Origin of the sequence: Geodermatophilus obscurus DSM 43160 (assembly GCF_000025345.1) — a bacterium.
Lineage (GTDB): Bacteria > Actinomycetota > Actinomycetes > Mycobacteriales > Geodermatophilaceae > Geodermatophilus > Geodermatophilus obscurus.
On record NC_013757.1, the window covers coordinates 578,611 to 598,842 of the forward strand.

A 20,232-nucleotide genomic window follows, 5' to 3' on the forward strand; every position below is an offset into this window, starting at 1 on the left:
CGTCCTCAGCCTCGTTCCCCGGATGGCGGGCCGCCACCGGAGCGCGGGGTCGACCGACGCGCGCCGGAGACACCGCCGGGACCGGGGACCCCGGCGCCCGTACCCGGACGCGCCGCCCTCGGCTCCGCGCCGTAGCCGCTACGGGAGGAACAGCATCGTGTCGCCGAACTCGTGCCACAGGTACCCGCCCGCGGCGGCCCGGGCGTAGGCCTCGTCCACCAACTCGCGGCCGGCCACCGCCTCGAGCAGCAGCAGGTGGCTGGCGTCGGGCGCGTGCAGCCCGGTGAGCAGGCCGGAGACGGCGCGGGCCGGACGGTCGGGGCCCAGCACGAGGTCGGTCCAGCCGGCCGCGGCGCGGGTGACGCCGTCCTCGCCGGTCGCCGTCTCCAGCGCGCGGGTGACCGTCGTCCCCACGGCGACGACCCGGCTCCCGGCCGCGCGGGTGGCGTTCACCAGCCGGGCGGTGACCTCGGGCACCCGGTAGCGCTCCGGCATCGGCGGCTCGTGCAGCTCGGGGCTGGAGACGCCGGCGTGCAGCACCACCGGGACGACGGGGACCCCGCGGGCCATCAGCCGCACCAGCACGCGGTCGGTGAACGGCCGCCCGGCGCTGGCGTTCTCCGCGCTGCCGGGCTCGGTGGCGTAGACGTTCTGCGCCTCGGCCAGCGGGACCGCGGCGCTGAGGTGGCCGTAGCGGATGGGCGTGCCGTGCCGCCGCAGGAGCTCGGCCACGGCGACGTCCGGATCGGGGCGGGCCCGCCACAGCCGCGACGCCCGCGCCGGGGCGGGGAAGCCCTCGAGCAGCCGCAGCCGGACCCTGCCCGGCAGGTCGAGCACCGTGCCGGGCTCCACACCACGGTCCGGGCCGTCGTTGTCCGGACGGCGCAGCTCCACGACCCAGTCGCCGTCGTCCAGCGCGGTGGAGACGTGCAGCGGGGCGCGGACGCCGTCGGCCCGCCGGGCGTCGAGGCGCGCCGGCAGCGTGGCCGAGGTGTTGACGACGACGAGGTCGCCGGGCTCGAGCAGCTCGGGCAGGTCACGGAAGGTCGTCTCGGTGGTGCCGCCCGGCCGGACCGCCATCAGCCGGACGCCGTCGCGGGCCAGGCCCCGGCGCTCCGGCGGTGCGCTCGCCTCCGCGCCCATGGTGAAGGCGGTCATCGGACGGCCTCGGCAGCCAGTGGAAGGACCTCGCTGCCCCCCGCCGCTCGCAGGCTCGCGGCGGGACCCTGCAGGGAGGCCACCCGGTAGCGGCCGCTGGGCAGGTCGCCGTCGATCAGCCGCAGCAGCGCCGGGACGACGGCCGCGGGCTCCGGCAGCCCGGTCGCGCCGGGGTCGGCCGCGCGGTGCATGTCGGTGGCCATGTCGCCCGGGTCGACGGCGTACACCCGCAGGCCGGGGTGCTCGACGGCGAGGACGGCGCTCAGCCGGTCGAGCGCGGCCTTGCTGGCGCCGTAGCCGCCCCACCCCTCGTAGGCCTCGACCGCGGCGTCGCTGCTGACGTCGAGCACCACCCCGCGTGCCCGCTCGAGCGCCGGCAGCACCGCCTGGACCAGGGCGAGCGGGGCGACGGTGTTGACCGCCAGCACCCGCTCGAGGGCCGTGGGCGGCAGTTCCGCCAGCCGGGGCAGCGGGGTGGGGCCGAGCTCGCTGGCGTTGTTGACCAGCAGGTCGAGCCGGCCGGGGACGGCAGCGGCGAGGGCGGCCCGGTGGGCGGGGTCGGCGACGTCGCCGGCCACGGCGGTGACCAGGTCGGGCCGGGGGAGCGCGGCGACGCCGGCCGCCAGCCGGTCGGGGTCGCGGCCGTCGACGACGAGCCGCCAGCCGCGGCGGTTCAGGGCCTCGGCGAGGGCGGCGCCGAGCCCACGGGAGGCGCCGGTGACGAGTGCGGTGGAAGGTGTCATGGCGCTACCGTCGAGCCTCAAGCCGACTTGAGGTCAAGGGGAGGCGTCGTGGACGGGCTGACCATCGGGCAGGTGGCCGAGCGGTCGGGGATGGCCGTCTCCGCGCTGCGCTACTACGAGGCGCAGGGCCTGGTCACCGCCACCCGCACGGCCGGCGGGGCCCGGCGCTTCCCCCGCAGCGTGCTGCGCCGGCTGGCGTTCGTCCGCGCCGCGCAGAACGTCGGGCTCACGCTGCCGGAGATCCGCGAGGCGCTGGCCACGCTGCCGGACGGGCGGACGCCGTCGGGCCGCGACTGGGCCCGGCTCTCGGAGTCCTGGCGGGAGCGGCTCGACGAGCGGATCGCGGCGCTGGTGCAGCTGCGGGACGGGCTGTCGTCCTGCATCGGCTGCGGCTGCCTGTCGCTGACCCGGTGCGGTCTGTACAACCCCGGCGACGTCGCCGGCGCGGAGGGGCCGGGTGCGCGACGGCTGTCCCCGGCGCTGCGGCGGGAGCCGCCGACCTCCAACGCCGGGTGACCGCTGCGACGGACGCCGGGTGACCACCGGAACCGACGCCGGGTGATCGTCCCGGTGTCGCACGCCCCGCGCGTGCGGGAGAGGATCGCGGCGTGACGGTGATGCCGGCTGCGTTCCTCGGCCATGGCAACCCGATGAACGCCATCGAGGACAACCGCTACACGCGGGCCTGGCGCGTGTTCGGCCAGGCGGTGCCACGGCCGCGGGCGATCCTCGTCGTCTCGGCGCACTGGTACCTGCACGCCACCGCGATGACCGCGATGCCCCGGCCGCGCACCATCCACGACTTCTACGGCTTCCCACGCGAGCTCTACGACGTCGACTACGGGGCACCCGGACTGCCCGAGCTGTACGAGGAGGTCGCCGACGTCGTCCACCCGACGTGGGTCGGCGCCGACCTCGACAGCTGGGGCATCGACCACGGTGCCTGGTCGGTGCTGCGGCACGCCTTCCCGGACGCCGACGTGCCGGTGGTGCAGCTGTCCGTCAACGCGCTCGAGCCGGCCGACCACCACCTGCGGCTGGGCGCCGCGCTGGCGCCGCTGCGGGAGGACGGCGTGCTGGTGATCGGCAGCGGCAACGTCGTCCACAACCTGGCCGCGGTGAGCCGCACGATGCCCGACAGCGGGTACGACTGGGCGCACCGCTTCGACGAGCGGGTGCGCGAGCTGATGCTGGAGCGGCCGACCGAGGTCGCCGCCCTCGACGGGCACCCGGACGCCACCCTCGCCGTCCCCACCCCCGAGCACCTCCTGCCGCTGCTCTACGTCGCCGGGATCGCGGGGGCGACCGGCACGACGGCGGAGCTACTGGTCGACGGGTTCACCGACGGCTCGCTGTCGATGGCGTCCTATACCGTCGGCATGACGCCCCCCGTCGTCGACGTCGGCTGACCGGCGCCTACCCGGCGGCCGCGGGCGGTTCCGGGGTCCCTGCGTCGCTGATCCGCGGGAAGGGTCGCGTGGAGAAGACCACCTCGACCGGCAGGCCGAAGAACTCGGCGATGCGCAGCGCCAGGTGCAGGCTGGGGTTGTACTCGCCGCGCTCCAGGTAGCCGACCGTCTGGTAGTGCACGCCGAGGGCGTCGGCGAGCTCGCGTCGGGTGACGCCCTGCTCGGCGCGCAGCAGCGCGATCCGGTTGTAGACGGCGTCCCCGGACTTGTCGCCGCTCACCGCACCCACTGGCCGGCCGTGTCGCGGGCGGCGGCGACCTGGGAGCCGGACTGCCGGCGGGCCATCCGGCGCAGCACCACCGGGGTCACCAGCAGGCCCGCGACCGCCCAGGCGGTGAGCACGACGGCGACGTGCCCGGTGCGCCACGACCCCGTCAGTTCGACTGCGGCGGCGGCCTCGGGGAGGAACGCCGAACGCATGCCCAGCCCGAGCCAGTAGACCGGGAAGACCTGCGCCACCGCCTGCACCCAGCCCCACAGCGCCTGCACCGGGAAGAAGATCCCCGAGATGGCGGTCAGCAGCAGGGCGGGCAGCATGCCCCAGCTGCTGAGCTTCTGGACGTTCGGCAGCACGGCACCCAGCAGCACCATGCCCAGCGGCATCGTCGCCGCCATCCCCAGCAGGAGCACCCAGACCGCGGTCAGCCACCCTGCCGCTCCGCCCGGCATGACGCCGTCGAGGATCATGGCTGGCGCTGGTCATCCCGCTGGTGGACGTCGCGCTGGCCCTGTCCGGAGTGCTGTCGCTGCGGACCGGCATCGTCGTGGCGCTGGTCCTGGAGGCGCTCTTCGCCGTCGTCCTGGTCGTCGAGGCGGCCGCCTTCCGCCGGGCGTACCGGGCGACGCGGCAGCGTGGTGCTGGCCGGCGCACGGGTCTCGTGGCGGGAGCGGAGGCCGTCTGGCCACCGGTGCTCCTCCGGCTGGTCCGCGCGGAGGCCGGGGTGATCCGGGCGCTGTGGTGGGCCGTCCGGCGCCGCTCGGCCGTCGGGCCGGACGACGTGCCGCTGCCCTACGCCGGCCGCTTCGGCCTGGTCCTCGGCGCGGTGACCGCCCTCGGCGTGCTGGAGACGGCGGTCGTCCACGTGCTGCTGCCGTGGGAGATCGCGCGGTGGGTCCTGCTGGTCGTGTCGTTCTACGGGCTGGTCCGGGTGCTCGGCTCCGGGTTGTCGCTGTTCCAGCACCCGCACGTGCTGCGCGACGGCGAGCTGGTGCTGCGCTCCGGGCACCTGCACCCCATCGCCGTCCCGCTGGCCGGCCTGGTCTCGGCCCGGCGCAGCACGGAGTCCGAGCACGGGCGGACCGTCGTCCGGAACGGCGACCGGCTGGTGCTCTCGGTCATGGGCGACACGGACGTGGAACTGCGCTTCGACCCGCCGGTGCCGGTGGCCGGGCAGGACGAGCCGGTGGCCCGCGTCGCCTTCTGGGCCGACGACCCGCAGGCGGTGGTCCGGCTGCTCCGCGACCGCGCCGTCCCGGCCGGCCGCTGACGTTCCCGCGGGAACGCCGGACACGGGACCGCGCCACCTCACGGTAGAGCCTTCGGGCGTCTCCGCAGGAACGCCAGGCGGGGTCGCGGGCGTCAGCGCGGGTGCGCGAGCCCCGCGGTCAGCCGCACGACCTCGCCGACCACCCAGACGGCAGGCGGGCGGATGCCCTCGTCGGCCAGGGTCTTCCCCAAACCGGCGAGCGTGGTGCGCACCGCGTGCTGGGTCGGCGTCGAGCCGTCGGCGACGACGGCCACCGGCGTCTCCGGCGCGCGGCCGTGCTCGACCAGCGCCGCGGCGATCGCCGGTGCGGTGTCGACGCCCATCAGGACGACGATGGTGCCGCGCAGCCGGCCCAGTGCCGCCCAGTCGACGAGGGACTGCGGGTGACCCGGCGGCACGTGCCCGGAGACGACGACGAACTCGTGGGTCAGTCCGCGGTGGGTGACCGGGATGCCGGCCAGCCCGGGAACGCCGATCGCGCTGGTCACCCCGGGCACCACCTCCACCGGCACGCCCGCGGCGACACAGGCCTCGAGCTCCTCCATGCCGCGGCCGAAGACGAACGGGTCGCCGCCCTTGAGCCGCACCACCCGCTTCCCGGCCCGGGCGTGCTCGACCAGCAGCGCGTTGATCTGCTCCTGCGCCATGTACCGGCCGCGCGGCAGCTTCGAGGCGTCGATGACCTCCACGTCGGCCGGCAGCGAGGCCAGCAGCGACTGCGGCGCGAGGTGGTCGGCGAGGACGACGTCGGCCTGCGACACCGCCTGCTGGCCGCGCACGGTGATCAGCCCGGGGTCACCGGGGCCGCCGCCGACGAGGACGACCGAGCCCGGCCGCCCGCCGGGAGCCTCCCGCCCCGCGTGGTCGCGGATGGTGCCGTCGGTCAGGCCGGCCAGCACCGCGTCCCGCACACCGACCGCGCGCTGCGGGTCGCCGCCGCCGTGCACGCCGACGACGAGGTCGCCCTGCCGTCCGACCGCGGGGGTCCACACGCTGGACGCCGACCGGTCGTCGGCGCGGGCGCAGAACACCCGCGACCGCTCGGCCTCCTCGGCGACCGCCGCGTTGACCACGGGGTCGTCGGTCGCGGCCACCGCGTACCACGCGCCGTCCAGGTCGCCCGCCTCGTAGCGGCGGCGCACCCAGGTGACCGCGCCCGGGCCGACCAGTGCCTCCAGCGCCGGCGTCACCTCGGGGCTGACCACCGTGACCCGGGCGCGGGCCTCCAGCAGCCCGGCGACGCGGCGGTGCGCCACCTGCCCGCCGCCCACGACGACCACCTCCCGGTCCAGCAGCCGCAGCCCGACCGGGTAGACCACCCCGCTCGCGGGGTCGACCGGGGTGGCGCTCACGATCGCTCCTCGCCGGCGCTCGTCGCGGCCGCGAGCGGCGCTGCTGAGCCCACGCGTGAGCTCGCGAGCTCGCTCACGACTTCTCCGTCACACCGGCCGAGTCGAACGTCGCCACCTCGCGCAGCGCCCGCGCCGCGCTGGCGACCAGCGGCAGCGCCAGCAGTGCGCCGGTGCCCTCGCCCAGGCGCAGGTCCAGCCCCAGCAGCGGCCGCAGGCCCAGGGCCCGCAGCGCGATGCCGTGTCCCGGCTCCGCGGAGGTGTGGCCGGCCAGCGCGTGCTCCAGCGCCGCCGGGCAGAGCGCGGCCGCGACCAGCGCCGCGGACCCGGCGATCACGCCGTCCAGCAGCACCGGCACCCGCGCTGCCGCGGCACCCAGCACGAACCCGGCCAGCGCCGCGTGCTCCAGGCCGCCGACCTCGGCGAGGGCGGCGAGCGCGGCCTCCGGCGTCGACGGCCGCTCGGGCACCCGCGTGGTCGCGCGGGCGACCACCTCGACCTTGCGGGCCAGCGTCGGGTCGTCCACACCGGTGCCGCGACCGGTGGCAGCGGCCGACGTCGCACCGGTGAACGCGCACACCAGCGCCGCCGACGCCGTCGTGTTGGTGATCCCCATGTCGCCGGTGACCAGGCAGCTGTGCTCCGCCGCCAGCTCGGTGGCGACCTCGATCCCGACCTCGACCGCCCGCTGAGCCTCCTCGAGCGTCATGGCCGGGCCGACGGCGAGGTCGTCGGTGCCGTGCCGGACCTTGCGGGACAGCAGCGCCGGGCTCGGCTCGACCGCGTAGGGCGTCGCGACCCCGACGTCCACCACGACGACGTCGGCACCGAGCTGCGCGGCGAAGGCGTTGACCACCGCACCGCCACGGGCGAAGTTGGCCACCATCTGCGCGGTGACCTCCTGCGGCCACGGCGTGACGCCCTGCGCGTGCACCCCGTGGTCGCCGGCGAAGACCGCCACCGCGGCCGGCGTGGGGAGCGGAGGCGGGCAGGTGCCGGCGGTGCCGGACAGCTGCGCGGCGACGTCCTCCAGCACGCCGAGCGAGCCCGGCGGCTTGGTCATCCGGTCCAGCCGGTCGCGGGCGGCGCGCTCGGCGGCGGCGTCCCGGGGCGCGATCGCGGCGATCGTGTCGCCCAGCAGGGTGCCGGCGAAGGGGGCGTCGCTGGAGGGGGGCGTGGGGCGGCTCAGCGGATCTCCTCGGGGATGCGGGGCAGGTCCCGGAACGCCGGTGTCACGGGGAGCGCAGGGTCCAGGATGGCAGCGAGGTCGGCGGCGAAGGCCACCGAGGTGGCGGGATCGCGGACGGCGACCCGCAGGTGGTCGGGGGACAGCCCGGGGAAGGTGTCGCCGCGGCGCACCGCCCAGCCCCGGTCCCGCAGCGCCGCTCGCACCCGCGCGCCGTCCGGCACCCGCAGCAGCACGAACGACGACCGCGGCGCCGCGACGACCTCGACAACCGGCGGCAGCGCGGCCAGCAACGCGGCTCGATCCCCGGTCAGCGCGCGCGCCGCCGCCTCGGCCTCGGCGCGTGCCGCGGGGGTGGTGCAGGCGACGAGCGCGGCCAGCGCCGGGGTGGACACCGGCCAGTGCGGCTGCTGCGTGGCCAGCGCCGCGACCAGCTCCGGTGGGCCGAGCGCGTAGCCGACCCGGAGGCCGGCGAGCCCCCACGTCTTGGTCAGGCTGCGAACCACGAGCAGCCCGGGCAGGTCGCGCCGCCCGGCCAGGGACGCCGGTTCACCGGGCACGGTGTCGGCGAACGCCTCGTCGACCAGCAGCACCCGCCCCGGCCGGGCCAGCGCGGCGACGTCCTCGGCCGGGTGCAGCACCGACGTCGGGTTGGTCGGGTTGCCCAGCACCACCAGGTCGGCGTCCTCCGGGACGTCCCGCAGCAGGTACCCGGGCGGCTCGAGCAGCAGCCGTTCGACCGGGTGCCCGGCGGCGCGCAGCGCGGCCTCCGGCTCGGTGAACGACGGGTGGACGACGACCGCCCGGCCCGGCTGCACCGCCCGCGCCAGCAGGGTGAACGCCTCGGCGGCGCCGGCGGTGAGCAGCACCTCGTCGGCCGGCCGGCCGTGCGCGGCGGCGACCGCGGCGCGGGCCGGGCGCGCGTCGGGGTACGCGGCGGCGTCGTCGAGCGCCTCGTGCAGGACGGCGCGCAGCCACGACGGCGGCGTCCCGGCGCGCACGTTGACCGCGAGGTCGACCAGGCCCGGGGCGAGCTCGGCGTCCCCGTGGTGGTCGAGATCCGTCACGCTGTCCACGGTTCGCTCCCGCGGGGCGCTCCGCTCCTCGCTCGTACCTCGCTGCGATGCTCACGCCCCTGTCCGCTCACGGCGACCGCCACGGTCACCCGGCCGACGACCGTGCGGCCCACCAGCAGCGTCCCGCCGTCCAGCAGCGCCGCGGCCTCGGCCACCGACGGCGTCCCGACGGCCGCGGCCACCCGGGAGGACGGCGACGGCACCGTGACGGCGGCCAGCGCGGCGGCAGGGTGCCCGGTGACCGGCCAGCCCCGGGCGACCGCCGCCTCGACCAGGCCGGGCTCGGCGGCGCGGGCGTCGAGGGTGGCCAGCCGCACGCCCTCCGCGCCGGCGGGCAGGACGGCGTCGACGGCGGCCAGCACCTCGTCGACGCTCACCCCCGGTCGCGCGCCGATGCCCACGACGATCACGGGGTCACCCCCTCGGGCAACGCGGCCAGCAGCGAGGCGACGTCGCGGGGGAGGGCGCCGTCGGGCAACAGGCCGAGCGAGCGCAGCCGGGCACCGACGGTCAGCGCCCACGGCCGGTCGAGCCGGGCGCGGGCGAGCAGCGCGTCGTCGGCCAGCACCTCGGCGGGCGCGCCCTGCACCACCGCGCGGTCGACGACGACGGCCACGTCGTCGGCCCAGCGCAGCGCCAGGTCGACGTCGTGGGTGCTCATGACGACGGTCGACCCCGACGCCCGCAGCCGCTCGAGCGCGGCCAGCGCCTCGGCCACCGCCGACGGGTCGAGCCCGGCGGTGGGCTCGTCGAGCAGCAGCACGCACGGCCGCATCGCCACCGCGCCGGCGATCGCGACCCGCTTGCGCTCGCCGTAGGAGAGTTGGTGGGTGGGCCGGCCGGCCAGGTGCCCGACGCCGAGCAGCGCGAGCGCCTCGGCGACGCGCCCCCGGACGGCGTCCTCGGGCAGGCCCAGGTTGAGCGGGCCGAAGGAGACGTCCTGGGCGACCGAGGCGCTGAACAGCTGGTCGTCGGGGTCCTGCAGCACCAGCTGCACCTCCTGCCGGTGCGCGCGCAGGCCGCGGCGGGTGTGCTGCAGCCGCTCCCCGTCCACCGCGACCGTCCCGGCGACCGGCTCCAGCGCCCCGGACAGGCAGCGCAGCAGGGTGGTCTTGCCCGAGCCGTTGGCTCCGAGCAGCGCCAGCCGGCGCCCGGCCGGCACGGTGAGCGAGGCGCCGTCGAGCACCCGGCGGCCGCGCTCGTAGCCGGCGACCAGCCGCTCGGCGGTCAGCGTCCGGTGGCTCATGCGGCCAGCCCGACGGCGACGATGGCGGCCAGCCCGGCGGCGGAGGCCGCGAGGAAGGCCCGGGACGACGGCAGCACCTCGGGCAGCACCCGCAGGCCCGTCTCCATGCCCCGGCCGGCCAACCCCTCCTGCATGCGGCGGGCGCGGTCCCAGGAGCGGGTGAGCACCGCGGCGGCCAGCGCGCCGGACGAGCGCCAGCCGCGGGCAGGCGTCGAGTAGCCCATCCGGGCCGTCTGCGCCTCGCGGATGGTGTGCAGGCTCGCCAGCAGCACGAACAGCAGCCGGTAGGTGACCGCCGCGACCTCGACCACCGCCGCCGGCACCCGCAGGCCGCGCAGCGCGGGCAGCAGGTCCGACACCGGCGTGGTGGTGGCCAGCAGCAGCACCGCGGCGCTGCCGGCTAGCGCGTGCCCGGCGAGCGAGCCGGCGCGGGCGGCGGCGTCCGGCGCCCAGCCCAGGCCACCGGTGCCCACGGTGACCACCGAGGTCAGCGCGCCGACGGCGATGAACGCCAGTGGCCAGCGCACCGCCCGGCCGAACGTGCGGGCGGGCACCCGGGCCGGGCCGAGCGCGAGGACGACCGCGGTGAGACCGACCAGCACGCTCCCCGGCCAGGCCGGCAGCGCCAGCGCGCACCCGACCAGGCCACCGCAGAGCAGCAGCTTGTCGGCGGGGGAGCGGCGGCGCCAGGCGCTGGCCCAGGCCGCGTCGTCCACGGCGAGCCCGGTCATGCCGGACCGTCCATGACCACCGTCGGGTGGCTGCCGACACGCCGCGGGAGGACGACCACCCGACGGTGGTCACGGCCGACGGAGGCGCTCACGTCCCGCCGTCCTCCCGCGAGCGCTCGGCCAGCCGACGGCCGCGCAGCCGGCCGAGCACGTAGCCGAGCACCCCGCCGCCGAGCGCCGCCTGCAACGCGAACAGCCCGGACTCCACCTCGGCCGACGACGGCGAGAACACCGACTCGAACCACGGCTGCGCGCCCTGCTCCTCGGCGAGCTCGGCGGCCGTGGCGTCGGTGCCGGCGAACTCCGCCGTCCCGCCGTCGAGGACCAGCGGCAGCGCGACCAGCGCCAGCACGCCGAGGACCAGCAGCGCGGTCACCAGCCGGGAGCGGGTCACCGGGTCGGCTCCGGCGCAGCCGCCAGCAGGCCGAGGCGTTCCAGCTCGGGGCGGGCGTTCACGGTGAGCGTCCGAAACAGCAGCACGCCCAGCAGCCCCTCGCCGACCGCCAACGGCACCTGGGTCAGCGCGAAGACGGAGAGGAACTTGACCAGCGCGCCGGCGACCCCGGTCTCGGCGTCGGGCAGGGCGAGGGCGAGCTGCCCGGCCGTCGTGACGTAGGTCGCGAGGTCGGCGACGGCCATCGCGGCGAACACCCCGGGGAGCAGCCCGCCGCCCAGCCGGCGGACCAGCCGGTAGGCGCCGTAACCGGCCCACGGCCCGACCACCGCCATGGCGAAGGCGTTGGCGCCCAGCGTGGTCAGCCCGCCGTGCGCCAGCAGCAGCGCCTGGAACAGCAGCACGATGGTGCCGAGCAGCGCCATCACCGGCGGCCGGAACAGCACCGCGCCGGCCCCGGTGCCGGTGGGGTGGCTGGAGCTGCCGGTGAACGAGGGCAGCTTCACCGCGCTCAGCACGAAGGTGAACGCGCCGGCCGCGCCGAGCAGCAGCGTGTTCTCCGGGCGCTCGCGCACCTCGGTGACCACCTGCCGGGCTCCGTGGACGACGAAGGGCGCGGCGGCCAGCGTCCAGCCGACCGCGTGCGTCGCCGGCAGGAACCCCTCAGCGATGTGCATGCCGTGCCCCTTCCGGAAGAGCTGCCGCCGCGCAGGCGGCCGCGAACCGCTCGGCCAGGGCCGGGGACCCGGCCCAGTTCAGGTGCAGGTAGGACGCGTGCACGCTCCCGCTCACGAACCCCTCCGGCTCCGCTCCCGCCCACCGCCAGGCCGGCGCGGACCCGGCGGCCGGGGTGGTGACCGTGCGGTGGAACTCGTGGCCGCGCACCCGGGTGCCGCCCGGCGCGAGCACCGAGTCGCTGAGCGCGACGGCCTCGCGGTAGCCGAGGGTCAGCCGCGCGGACATGACCGCGTCCGTGGCGAGGACGCCGCACATCGGGACGCCGTCCAGGCTCCGGGCCAGGTACAGCAGGCCGGCGCACTCGGCAGCGACCGGGGCGCCCCGGGCGGCGAGCGCGGCGACGTCCGCCCGCAGCGAATCGTTCGCCGAGAGGTCCGCGGCGTGCACCTCGGGGAACCCGCCGCCGACCACCAGGCCCGTCGTCCCCTCGGGGAGCGCCTCGTCGCGCAGCGGGTCGACGGTCACCACCTCGGCACCGGCGGCCTCGAGCAGCTCGGTGTTCTCCGCGTAGCCGAAGGTGAAGGCAGCACCGCCGGCGACGGCGATCCGCGGCCGGCGCTCGACCGGGGTGACCTCCGCGGCGGGGTCCCACGGGACGGCGTCCAGGGCCGGCGCGGTGCGGGCCAGCCGCAGGACGGCGTCCAGGTCGACCGCGCCGGCGACCACCTCGCCGAGCCGGCCGACGGTGGCCAGCGCCTCGGCCGAGCGCTCGGCGGCGGGCACCAGGCCCAGGTGCCGCGACGGCGTGCCGAGGGCCTCCATGCGGCGGACCGCGCCCAGCACCGGCACGCCGGAGCCGCCGAGGGCCTCGCGCAGGATCTCCTCGTGCCGGTCGCTGCCGACCCGGTTGAGCACCACGCCGCCGAGCCGCACCGTCGGGTCGTAGGTGGCGAACCCGTGCACCAGCGCGGCCACGCTCTGCGCCTGCGCCGAGGCGTCGACGACCAGCACCACCGGCGCGCGCAGCAGCCGGGCCACGTGCGCGGTGGAGGCGAAGCCCGGCTCCAGGCCCGGCCGTGTAGCGCCGTCGAACAGGCCCATGACCCCCTCGACGACGGCGACGTCGGCGCCGCGGGCCCCGTGCAGGAACAGCGGGACGACCCGCTCCTCGCCGACCAGCACCGCGTCGAGGTTGCGCCCGGGCCGCCCCGCGGCGAGGCCGGTGTAGCCCGGGTCGATGTAATCGGGGCCGACCTTGTGCGGCGAGACGGTCAGGCCGCGGGCGGCGAGCGCGGCGACCAGGCCGGTGGCGACCGACGTCTTGCCCGCGTTGCTCGACGGCGCGGCGACGACCACGCGCGGCAGGGTCACGGGCGGCCCTCCGTGATCATCGGCGGGTGGCTGCCGACACGCCGGACGCGGGCAGCCACCCGCCGACGGTCACGGCGCACCGCGTTCACCACTCGATCCCCCGCTGGCCCTTCTGGCCGGCGTCCATCGGGTGCTTGACCTTGGTCATCTCGACGACCAGGTCCGCCGCCTCGACGAGTGCCCGCGGCGCGTCCCGCCCGGTGATCACCACGTGCTGGTTGCCCGGGCGGTTCGTCAGCGTCTCCACGACCTCATCGACGTCGACCCAACCCCACTTCAGCGGGTAGGTGAACTCGTCGAGCACGTAGAAGCGGTGCGCCTCGGCGGCGAGGTCGCGCTTGATCTGCGCCCAGCCCTCGGCGGCGTCGGCAGCGTGGTCGACCTCGGTGCCCTGACGGCGCGACCAGCTCCAGCCCGACCCCATCTTGTGCCAGACCACCGGCCCGCCCTCGCCGGTCTGCTCGTGCAGCCGGCCCAGGGCGGTCAGCGCGTTCTCCTCGCCGACCCGCCACTTCGCGCTCTTGACGAACTGGTAGACCGCGATCGACCAGCCCTGGTTCCACGCCCGCATCGCCATGCCGAACGCGGCGGTGGACTTGCCCTTCATCTCCCCGGTGTGGACGGCGAGCAGCGGCCGGTTGCGCCGCTGTCTCGTCGTCAGCCCGTCCTGCGGGACGACCGAGACCTGTCCCTGGGGCACTAGTCCTCCTCGCTGGCGCTCGTCGGCCGAGTGCCTCGGGGCGCTGTGCTCACCGGTGAGCTCGCACGCTCGCTCACTAGGCGACCTCCCGCAGCGAGCGCACCGTGGCGGCCAGCGACTCGGCGGCCAGCTCCTCCAGGCGCAGGGTCTGCGCGCCCAGCGCCGTCCCGAGCGCGCCGGCCAGCCCGAGGCGCACCGGGCCGGACTCGCAGTCGACGACGACGGCCGCCGTCCCCTGCGCCGCCAGCAGTGCTGCGGCGGCGTGCGCGTCGGCGACGGCGGCGGACCCGCGCGCACCGGTGGCCCGCCCGTCGGTGACGACGACGAGCAGCGGGCGGCGCTGCGCGTCGCGGACCCGCTCGACCCGCAGCGTCTCGTGCGCTCGCAGCAGCCCGGCGGCGAGCGGGGTGCGCCCGCCGGTGGGCAGCGCGGTGAGCCGGGCCGCGGCGGCCTCCACCGACCAGGTCGGCGGCAGCGCCAGCTCGGCCTCGGCGCCGCGGAAGGTGACCAGGCCGACCTTGTCCCGCCGTTGGTAGGCGTCGAGCAGCAGCGAGAGCACGGCGCCCTTGACCGCGGTCATCCGCGAGCGGGAGCCCATCGAGCCGCTGGCGTCGACGACGAAGAGCACGAGGTTGCCCTCCCGGCCCTCCAGGACGGCCTGGCGCAGGTCCTCCCGGGCGATCCGCAGTCCCGGGCCGGTGCGGCCGCGGGCGACCTGGTGCGGCGCGGCGGCGAGCACGGTGCCGGTCAGGTGCAGCCGGGTGACCGTGCCGCTCGGGCGGGTCGCGCCGACGACGCGGCCGCGGTCGCCTCGTGCCCGCGAGCGCCGGCCGGCCACGCCCGCGCCGATGCCGGGCACCTCGAGGCGGCGGGTGCGGAACGGGTCGCCGGGCGCCACCGCGGCGCGGTCGGGGGCCGGGGCGGCCTCGGCGGAGCCGCCACCCTCCCCGCGGGGTGCCGTCGAGGGAGGGGACGACCCGGTGCCGTCGTCGGCGCCCGGGGCCTCCGGCGCACCGCCGTCCCCAGACGGGCCGAGCGGCGGGGGAGGCGGGGTGCCGCCGCCGTCGTCCGGGCCCTCGGGCGGGTCGTCGTCGGGGCGGGCGTCGTCGAGCGCCTGCTCGAGGGTCTCCTCGTCCAGACCGGGCGCGTCGAACGGGTTGCGGCGCCGGCGGTGCGGGAGGGCCAGCCGGGCGGCCACCCGGACGTCGTCCTCGGTGACCTCGTCCCGGCCGCACCAGGCGGCGTGCGCGATCGCGGCGCGGGCGGTGACCAGGTCTGCGCGCAGCCCGTCGACGTCGAACGCCGCGCACACGGCGGTCACCTGGCGCAGCGCGTCGTCGGAGAGGACGACGTGCGGCAGGCGGGCGCGGGCCTCGGCGATCCGGCGCGCCAGCCCGGCCTCCTCGTCGGCCCACGACGCAGCGAACCCGGCCGGGTCGGCGTCGTGGGCGAACCGGCGGCGCACCACCTCGGCGCGCTCGACCGGGTCGCGCGGCGCGGCCACCTCCACGGTGAGCCCGAAGCGGTCGAGCAGCTGCGGGCGCAGCTCGCCCTCCTCGGGGTTCATCGTCCCGACCAGCAGGAACCGCGCAGCGTGCCGCACCGAGACGCCCTCGCGCTCGACGTAGGCGGTGCCCAGCGCGGCGGCGTCCAGCAGCAGGTCGACGAGGTGGTCGTGCAGCAGGTTGACCTCGTCGACGTAGAGCACGCCGCGGTGCGCCGCGGCCAGCAGCCCGGGCTCGAAGGCCTTCACGCCCTCGGTGAGCGCCCGCTCGAGGTCCAGCGAGCCGACGACGCGGTCCTCCGAGGCGCCCACCGGCAGCTCGACCAGCCGCGCCGGGCGGGTGGAGCCCGGGGCGCCGGCGTCGTGCGGGCCGTCGGGGCAGGCCGGGTCCGGGGCGGCGGGGTCGCAGGCGAAGCGGCACCCGGCGACGACGTCCACCGGGGGCAGCACGGCGGACAGCGCGCGCACCGTCGTCGACTTCGCCGTTCCCTTCTCGCCGCGGACGAGCACGCCGCCGACGGCGGGGGAGACGGCGTTGAGCAGCAGGGCGAGCCGCATGTCGTCCATGCCGACGACGGCGCCGAAGGGGTACGTCATGCGGGGGCACGGATCCTCTCCCCGGGTGTCCACGCCCGGAGGTGGCAGGAGGCGGCGGCGGGAGTTCCTGACTCCCCGGCGGGTGCCGGGTCACAGTGGCGGGACCGCGCCGGAGTCGCACCGGGCTTCCTCCACTGCCGTCGCTGTGGCCGCGTCATCAGACCACGAACGCCCTGGCGAGTGACACCCCGGCCCGTCCCTTGACGAAGTGGAAAGTTGATCGGCACTTTTTCCGACATGGAAAGCGACGAGGCCTTCGACCGTGACGCCGCCCGGGCCGAGCTGGCCGCCCTGCAGTCCCAGCGCGCCGCGCTGGCCGACCGGGCGATGCAGCCGTGGTGGTACGACGCGCTGCTCGGCCTGCTCCTGTTCGGGTTCGTGAGCTCCTACGCGCTGCACGACAACTGGGTCAGCCTCGCGGCGGTCGTCGTCTTCCTGCTGTGCCTCCGCGGGCTGGTCGAGGTCTACGAGCGGCGCACCGGCTTCTGGGTGGACGCGTTCCGGAAGGGGCCGACCTGGCGGGCGTTGGCGGTGTGGATGGCGTTCGCCCTCGGGGTCCTGCTCGCGGGCTTCGCGGTCGACGAGCACTGGGGCGGCGCGATGGTGGTCGCGGGTGCCGTGCTCGGCGTGGGCGTGGCCGTCATCAGCCGGTGGTGGACCCGCATCTACGTCGCCGAGCTGCGTGGCGAACGGTGACCACGGTCGCGCCGCGCTTCGACGCGGTCATCCACCCGCCACCCCGGCTGCAGGTCTGCGGCCTGCTCGCCGCCGTCGACACGATGGACTTCGCCGCGGTCCGCGACACCGTCGGCGTCAGCGACTCGGTGCTGTCCAAGCACGTCAAGCAGCTCGAGGAGGCCGGCTACGTGCGGGTCCGCAAGGCCACCCGCGCCTCCCGGCTGCGCACCAGCCTGGCGTTGACGGAGGAGGGCCGGGCCGCGTTCGACGCGCACGTCGCCGAGCTGCGCCGCATCACCGGCGGCTGAGAGAGGACCCCCTGCAGGCCGGCAGCAGGCGGCCGGCCGGGAGAGTGGGCGCCGTGGCGGACGCGGGACGGGCTGCGCGGGCGGCCGACCTGGCCCTCGTGGTCGCCACCGCCCTCGCCGTCACGCTGGCCCTCGACGTCCTCGACCTGCCCTCGCCGTCCCTCTTCGGCGGCCTGGTGGCCGGGCTGGTGCGCGGACTGGCCGGACGCCGCAGGCTCGCCGTCCCCCGGCCGGCCACGACGGCGGCGCAGGGGCTGATCGGCGTCTCGATCGGCGCGCTGGTCGACCTGGACACCCTCGAGGCGATCGGCCGCGACTGGCTGCCGGTCCTGCTGGTCACCGTTGGCACCCTGCTGCTCAGCGTGCTGGCCGGGCTGCTCATGCGCCTGCAGCCCGGCGTCAGCCCGGTGACCGGGGCCTTCGCGATGGTCGCCGGGGGCGCGTCGGGCATCACGGCGATGTCCCGAGAGCTGGGCGCCGACGAGCGGATGGTCGCCGTCCTGCAGTACCTGCGGGTGCTGCTCATCGTCGTCCTCATGCCGGTGGCGGCGGTGGCCCTGTTCGGCGCCGAACCCGGCTCCGGGGGGACGACGGTGGACGACGCGGGACCCGGGTGGCCGGCCGGGCTGCTGTTCGCCGCGGTCTGCCTGCTGGCCGGTACCCCGCTGGCCCGGCTGCTGCGGATCCCGGTGCCGACGCTGCTCGGGCCGCTGCTGGTCGCCGCCGGGCTCGACCTCGGCGGGCTCTCGGGCGGGGCGGACGTGCCCGCGCCGCTGGGGACGGCGGCCTTCCTGGTCATCGGGCTGGTGGTCGGGCTGAACTTCGACCGGGACAGCCTGCGGACCGTCGGCCGGGCGATGCCGCTCGCGCTCGCCGTGATCCTCGGACTGGTCGCCGCCTGTGCCGGACTGGGTGCGGTGCTCGCCGCGACCACCGGCGCCAGCGCGCTGGACGCCTACCTCGCCACCACCCCCGGGGGTCTCTACGCGGTGCTGGCCACCGCCCAGGACGGCGGCGCCGACGCCACCTTCGTGCTCGCCGTGCAGGTGCTGCGGCTGTTCGTGATGCTGCTCTCGGCGCCGCTGCTGGCGCGCTGGCTGCGCCGCTCCGAGGGCGGCTGAAGGAGGCCCTTCCTGCCCTCCGCCGGGACCCAGCAGGGAGGCTGCCGCAGGCCCAGGCCACGCCAGGGGAGGACCAGGCGCCCCGGACGGCGCCGTGCCGCGGCGGCCGAGCGCGCCTACCCTCGACCGGGTGTCGGAGGAGGTGAGGGAGTTGTCCGAGGACCAGACCGGCGCGGACGCCGGCACGCAGGACGCGGTTCTGCTGTTCGTCGGTGGCCCGCTCGACGGCCGGGTGGAGATCCGCGAGGCGCGGCACGGGGAGCCCCTGCCGACCGTCACGCACGTCCACCTGCACGGCGGCCCCAAGGTCGTGCACCGCTACGACCTGACCCCGCTGGGCCCGCAGGCCGGGGTCTACCACCTGCGCCCCCGGCAGATGGTGCGCGACCAGTCCGTCGCGGAGTGACCCGTACACCTGTCACACCCGGGTCCTGACGGACGGCACTGCCGGGTGGCCGGGCCGGCTGACACCGTCGGCCCATGACCGGCGACCCGCTGCTCCTGCTCCACGTGACCGCCGGGACGGCGGGACTGCTGCTCGGACCGGTGTGGCTCGTCGCCCGACTGGCGGGAGCACGGGCGCGGGGCCCGGCCGGCGCCTACCAGGCGGCGGTCGCCGGTGTCGCGGCGAGCGGCGCGGTCCTGGCGGTGTCGGCGCCCGGCCTGGGCTGGCTGCTCCCGGTGGCCGTGGCCACGGAGGCGCTCGCGGTCACCGGTGCGCTGGCCCGGCGACAGGCGTGGCCGCACTGGCGGACCCTGCAGCCGCACCTGCTGGGCGGTTCCTACATCGCACTGGTAACCGGGCTGCTGGTGGCCTCCACGGGGAACCCGGTGTGGTGGGTGCTGCCTGCGCTGGTCGGTCAGGCGCCCATCGCCGTCGCGAAGCGCCGGCTCCACGGTGCCGCTGTCGCGGCGCCGGTCGCTCAGGTGCGGCGCAGCACCAGCGCCAGGTAGCCGAACTCGTCGCGGTGCGCCCGCCGGACCTCGACCTCGCTGCGGGCCTCGGCCAGGACCGCGGCCGTCCCGGGGTCCGGGTCCGGCAGCGCCTCGATCACTGCGTCAATCGCCGCGGCCAGCGGGCGGTGGTACTCGTCGGTCCAGTCCGCGTCGGGCAGCAGGTGCGTCGCCAGGACCTCCCAGCCGGCCGACCGGGCCGCCCCCACCAGTGCCGCCTCGTCGCGCATCGCCGGGTACCGCGCCCAGAACCGGCGGGCCTCCGCGGAGGGGGCGGCCGTCGTCCAGACCGCGTCGGTGAGCACCAGCGCCCCACCGGGCCGCAGCAGCCGGCGCCACTCGTGCAGCGCCCGGTCCACGCCCATCAGGTAGGCCGCGCCCTCGCACCACAGCAGCTCGAACGTGCCGTCGGGGTGGGGCAGCGCGGTCATCGACGCCCGCTCGACGGCGACCCGCCCGGCGAGGCCGGCGTCCTGCGCGGCGCTGCGGGTGCGGCGCAGGAACGGCTCGTGCAGGTCCACGGCGGTCACCCGCACGCCGGCACCGGCCAGCACCAGCGACGCCCGACCGGGACCGCAGCCGATGTCGAGAGCGCGGCGGGAGGCCGGCAGCGGCGCGGTGAGCTCCAGCAGCGTCCGGGTGGTCGCGTCCGACCCCACGCCCTCGCGCGGCAGGTCGCCGTGCAGTGCCCGGAAGACCTCAGCGGCGTCCACCGCGGTCAGCGGCGGTGCAGTGCGTGCAGCGCCGTCACCACGTCGTCGAAGACCGCCCGACCGAGCGCCGCGCCCTCCCGGCGGGCCGAGCCGGGTGGCAGGAGCAGCAGGCGGTCCAGGCGCACCTCGCTGGGTCGCCCGCGCGGGTCCCAGCCGCCGCGGCCGACGTCCATCCAGGTGCGGCCGTGCCGTGCCTCGTCCGCGGCGTCCCGGTCGTGGTCCTGGCTGGAGAGCATCAGGCCGACCAGGTCGGCGCCCCGGCGGCCGACGACGAGCACCGGGCGGTCCTTGCCGCGGCCGTCGCCCTCGTCGTAGGGCACCCACGCCCACACGACCTCGCCCGGGTCGGGCTCGCCGTCGTCCTGCGGGCGGAAGGCGAGGTCGACGCCGTCCAGGCCGCCGGTGAGGTCCCGGACGGGGCCGCCGGGGCCGCGCGCGACGGACGGAGCGGGCCGAGCCGCGGGCGGACGGTGCCGGGCCGCGGGTGGACCGGGCCGGGTGGCGGGCGGCCGCACGACCGCGCGCAGCAGCGACCTGAGCACCCGGGGCAGGGAGGGTCCGGCCATGCCCGGCACGGTACGGGTGGGGCGGGTGGTGCTGGTCGGGTGTTCCGTGTGACACACAGGTGTCGATCCGTCACCAACACGGTTGGACCTGCCGAGGCAGGGGCACCATGTCCGCACGGGGACCGGGCACTGCCGACCCCGAGAGAGGGGGGTCGCCATGACCTCGGCTGAGCCGCTTCCCCCTGCTTTGCCGCGGGGGCGCG

The 20,232-nt window shown here is 77.1% G+C and carries 25 protein-coding genes and 1 riboswitch; of the genes, 8 read left to right on the forward strand and 17 right to left on the reverse strand.

Annotated features, from left to right (window positions below):
• Positions 1-138: 138 nt before the first annotated feature.
• The gene (locus tag GOBS_RS02655) at positions 139-1,158 is read right to left on the reverse strand and encodes an S-adenosylmethionine:tRNA ribosyltransferase-isomerase (protein ID WP_012946752.1); all 1,020 of its coding nucleotides are present in this window, start codon (positions 1,156-1,158) and stop codon (positions 139-141) included.
• Positions 1,155-1,901 carry an SDR family NAD(P)-dependent oxidoreductase gene (locus tag GOBS_RS02660; protein ID WP_012946753.1) on the reverse strand — a complete coding sequence of 249 codons (747 nt, stop codon included), beginning with the start codon at positions 1,899-1,901 and terminating at the stop codon, positions 1,155-1,157. Before GOBS_RS02660 ends, GOBS_RS02655 begins: the two co-directional genes overlap by 4 nt.
• A 48-nt stretch (positions 1,902-1,949) precedes the next feature.
• Between GOBS_RS02660 and soxR the strand changes: the two genes are divergently transcribed.
• Together soxR and ygiD are read left to right on the forward strand one after the other, a co-directional pair.
• A complete protein-coding gene (soxR, locus tag GOBS_RS02665) occupies positions 1,950-2,417 on the forward strand; it encodes a redox-sensitive transcriptional activator SoxR (protein ID WP_012946754.1) in 468 nt (155 codons plus the stop codon).
• Positions 2,418-2,518: 101 nt separating this feature from the next.
• Positions 2,519-3,310 (forward strand): 4,5-DOPA-extradiol-dioxygenase, encoded by a 792-nt coding sequence (ygiD, locus tag GOBS_RS02670; RefSeq protein ID WP_041241795.1) that lies wholly within the window; start codon positions 2,519-2,521, stop codon positions 3,308-3,310.
• Positions 3,311-3,317: 7 nt separating this feature from the next.
• Here ygiD and GOBS_RS02675 read toward each other — a convergent pair whose 3' ends face one another.
• Positions 3,318-3,590 (reverse strand): helix-turn-helix transcriptional regulator, encoded by a 273-nt coding sequence (locus GOBS_RS02675; RefSeq protein WP_012946756.1) that lies wholly within the window; start codon positions 3,588-3,590, stop codon positions 3,318-3,320.
• Positions 3,587-4,057, reverse strand: a complete 471-nt coding sequence (locus GOBS_RS02680; protein ID WP_049788126.1) for an ABC transporter permease — start codon at positions 4,055-4,057, stop codon at positions 3,587-3,589. The genes GOBS_RS02675 and GOBS_RS02680 overlap by 4 nt, the downstream gene beginning before the upstream one ends.
• 23 nt (positions 4,058-4,080) lie before the next feature.
• Here GOBS_RS02680 and GOBS_RS02685 point away from each other — a divergent pair, with 23 nt between their 5' ends.
• Positions 4,081-4,857 carry a hypothetical protein gene (locus tag GOBS_RS02685; protein WP_012946757.1) on the forward strand — a complete coding sequence of 259 codons (777 nt, stop codon included), beginning with the start codon at positions 4,081-4,083 and terminating at the stop codon, positions 4,855-4,857.
• Positions 4,858-4,949: 92 nt separating this feature from the next.
• Here the strand turns inward: GOBS_RS02685 and cobA are convergent, their stop codons facing one another.
• The 11 genes from cobA to GOBS_RS02740 all read right to left on the reverse strand — a co-directional run bounded on the left by cobA (position 4,950) and on the right by GOBS_RS02740 (position 15,689).
• A complete protein-coding gene (cobA, locus tag GOBS_RS02690) occupies positions 4,950-6,209 on the reverse strand; it encodes a uroporphyrinogen-III C-methyltransferase (protein WP_012946758.1) in 1,260 nt (419 codons plus the stop codon).
• 73 nt (positions 6,210-6,282) lie between these two features.
• Positions 6,283-7,395 (reverse strand): nicotinate-nucleotide--dimethylbenzimidazole phosphoribosyltransferase, encoded by a 1,113-nt coding sequence (gene cobT, locus GOBS_RS02695; RefSeq protein WP_208104448.1) that lies wholly within the window; start codon positions 7,393-7,395, stop codon positions 6,283-6,285.
• Positions 7,392-8,468 (reverse strand): Rv2231c family histidinol phosphate aminotransferase CobC, encoded by a 1,077-nt coding sequence (gene cobC / locus GOBS_RS02700; RefSeq protein WP_012946760.1) that lies wholly within the window; start codon positions 8,466-8,468, stop codon positions 7,392-7,394. Before cobC ends, cobT begins: the two co-directional genes overlap by 4 nt.
• Positions 8,456-8,878, reverse strand: coding sequence for a cobalamin biosynthesis protein (locus GOBS_RS02705; protein WP_012946761.1), 423 nt, complete (start codon positions 8,876-8,878; stop codon positions 8,456-8,458). Before GOBS_RS02705 ends, cobC begins: the two co-directional genes overlap by 13 nt.
• A complete protein-coding gene (locus tag GOBS_RS02710; protein ID WP_012946762.1) occupies positions 8,875-9,714 on the reverse strand; it encodes an energy-coupling factor ABC transporter ATP-binding protein in 840 nt (279 codons plus the stop codon). The genes GOBS_RS02705 and GOBS_RS02710 overlap by 4 nt, the downstream gene beginning before the upstream one ends.
• Positions 9,711-10,445 (reverse strand): cobalt ECF transporter T component CbiQ, encoded by a 735-nt coding sequence (cbiQ, locus tag GOBS_RS02715; protein WP_012946763.1) that lies wholly within the window; start codon positions 10,443-10,445, stop codon positions 9,711-9,713. Before cbiQ ends, GOBS_RS02710 begins: the two co-directional genes overlap by 4 nt.
• Before the next feature lie 88 nt (positions 10,446-10,533).
• Entirely contained in the window at positions 10,534-10,839 is a 306-nt protein-coding gene (locus GOBS_RS02720; RefSeq protein ID WP_012946764.1) for an energy-coupling factor ABC transporter substrate-binding protein, read from the reverse strand.
• Positions 10,836-11,516: an energy-coupling factor ABC transporter permease gene (locus tag GOBS_RS02725; protein ID WP_012946765.1), complete on the reverse strand. Its 681-nt coding sequence runs from the start codon at positions 11,514-11,516 to the stop codon at positions 10,836-10,838. Before GOBS_RS02725 ends, GOBS_RS02720 begins: the two co-directional genes overlap by 4 nt.
• Complete coding sequence (locus GOBS_RS02730) at positions 11,503-12,888, reverse strand: cobyrinic acid a,c-diamide synthase CobB (RefSeq protein WP_012946766.1); 1,386 nt, start codon at positions 12,886-12,888, stop codon at positions 11,503-11,505. Before GOBS_RS02730 ends, GOBS_RS02725 begins: the two co-directional genes overlap by 14 nt.
• Before the next feature lie 85 nt (positions 12,889-12,973).
• Positions 12,974-13,588, reverse strand: a complete 615-nt coding sequence (gene cobO, locus GOBS_RS02735; RefSeq protein ID WP_012946767.1) for a cob(I)yrinic acid a,c-diamide adenosyltransferase — start codon at positions 13,586-13,588, stop codon at positions 12,974-12,976.
• A gap of 76 nt (positions 13,589-13,664) precedes the next feature.
• On the reverse strand, positions 13,665-15,689 hold the full coding sequence (locus GOBS_RS02740; protein ID WP_012946768.1) for a putative cobaltochelatase: 2,025 nt from the start codon (positions 15,687-15,689) through the stop codon (positions 13,665-13,667).
• Positions 15,690-15,750: 61 nt separating this feature from the next.
• A riboswitch (cobalamin riboswitch) is annotated at positions 15,751-15,821 on the reverse strand.
• A gap of 105 nt (positions 15,822-15,926) precedes the next feature.
• Here GOBS_RS02740 and GOBS_RS25120 point away from each other — a divergent pair.
• The 5 genes from GOBS_RS25120 to GOBS_RS02765 all read left to right on the forward strand — a co-directional run bounded on the left by GOBS_RS25120 (position 15,927) and on the right by GOBS_RS02765 (position 18,750).
• On the forward strand, positions 15,927-16,385 hold the full coding sequence (locus GOBS_RS25120) for a hypothetical protein (protein ID WP_012946769.1): 459 nt from the start codon (positions 15,927-15,929) through the stop codon (positions 16,383-16,385).
• Positions 16,382-16,675: a transcriptional regulator gene (locus GOBS_RS02750; protein ID WP_012946770.1), complete on the forward strand. Its 294-nt coding sequence runs from the start codon at positions 16,382-16,384 to the stop codon at positions 16,673-16,675. The genes GOBS_RS25120 and GOBS_RS02750 overlap by 4 nt, the downstream gene beginning before the upstream one ends.
• Before the next feature lie 53 nt (positions 16,676-16,728).
• Complete coding sequence (locus tag GOBS_RS02755; RefSeq protein WP_012946771.1) at positions 16,729-17,796, forward strand: AbrB family transcriptional regulator; 1,068 nt, start codon at positions 16,729-16,731, stop codon at positions 17,794-17,796.
• A 130-nt stretch (positions 17,797-17,926) separates the two neighbouring features.
• The gene (locus GOBS_RS02760) at positions 17,927-18,202 is read left to right on the forward strand and encodes a hypothetical protein (protein WP_243697626.1); all 276 of its coding nucleotides are present in this window, start codon (positions 17,927-17,929) and stop codon (positions 18,200-18,202) included.
• Positions 18,203-18,276: 74 nt separating this feature from the next.
• Positions 18,277-18,750 (forward strand): hypothetical protein, encoded by a 474-nt coding sequence (locus GOBS_RS02765; RefSeq protein WP_012946773.1) that lies wholly within the window; start codon positions 18,277-18,279, stop codon positions 18,748-18,750.
• Here the strand turns inward: GOBS_RS02765 and GOBS_RS02770 are convergent.
• Together GOBS_RS02770 and GOBS_RS26735 are read right to left on the reverse strand one after the other, a co-directional pair.
• A complete protein-coding gene (locus GOBS_RS02770; RefSeq protein WP_012946774.1) occupies positions 18,720-19,463 on the reverse strand; it encodes a class I SAM-dependent methyltransferase in 744 nt (247 codons plus the stop codon). The genes GOBS_RS02765 and GOBS_RS02770 overlap by 31 nt on opposite strands.
• Before the next feature lie 5 nt (positions 19,464-19,468).
• On the reverse strand, positions 19,469-20,029 hold the full coding sequence (locus GOBS_RS26735) for a type II toxin-antitoxin system PemK/MazF family toxin (protein WP_166487265.1): 561 nt from the start codon (positions 20,027-20,029) through the stop codon (positions 19,469-19,471).
• Between the last annotated feature and the right edge of the window lie 203 nt (positions 20,030-20,232).

What these genes read in the sequence shown, in the direction of transcription:
- GOBS_RS02655 (WP_012946752.1), bottom strand. Translation starts at nt 1,158, where the DNA reads ATGACCGCCTTCACCATGGGCGCGGAGGCGAGCGCACCGCCGGAGCGC.
- GOBS_RS02660 (WP_012946753.1), bottom strand. Translation starts at nt 1,901, where the DNA reads ATGACACCTTCCACCGCACTCGTCACCGGCGCCTCCCGTGGGCTCGGC.
- ygiD (WP_041241795.1), top strand. Translation starts at nt 2,519, where the DNA reads ATGCCGGCTGCGTTCCTCGGCCATGGCAACCCGATGAACGCCATCGAG.
- GOBS_RS02680 (WP_049788126.1), bottom strand. Translation starts at nt 4,057, where the DNA reads ATGATCCTCGACGGCGTCATGCCGGGCGGAGCGGCAGGGTGGCTGACC.
- GOBS_RS02710 (WP_012946762.1), bottom strand. Translation starts at nt 9,714, where the DNA reads ATGAGCCACCGGACGCTGACCGCCGAGCGGCTGGTCGCCGGCTACGAG.
- cbiQ (WP_012946763.1), bottom strand. Translation starts at nt 10,445, where the DNA reads ATGACCGGGCTCGCCGTGGACGACGCGGCCTGGGCCAGCGCCTGGCGC.
- GOBS_RS02725 (WP_012946765.1), bottom strand. Translation starts at nt 11,516, where the DNA reads ATGCACATCGCTGAGGGGTTCCTGCCGGCGACGCACGCGGTCGGCTGG.
- GOBS_RS02740 (WP_012946768.1), bottom strand. Translation starts at nt 15,689, where the DNA reads ATGACGTACCCCTTCGGCGCCGTCGTCGGCATGGACGACATGCGGCTC.
- GOBS_RS25120 (WP_012946769.1), top strand. Translation starts at nt 15,927, where the DNA reads ATGGAAAGCGACGAGGCCTTCGACCGTGACGCCGCCCGGGCCGAGCTG.
- GOBS_RS02765 (WP_012946773.1), top strand. Translation starts at nt 18,277, where the DNA reads ATGACCGGCGACCCGCTGCTCCTGCTCCACGTGACCGCCGGGACGGCG.
- GOBS_RS26735 (WP_166487265.1), bottom strand. Translation starts at nt 20,029, where the DNA reads ATGGCCGGACCCTCCCTGCCCCGGGTGCTCAGGTCGCTGCTGCGCGCG.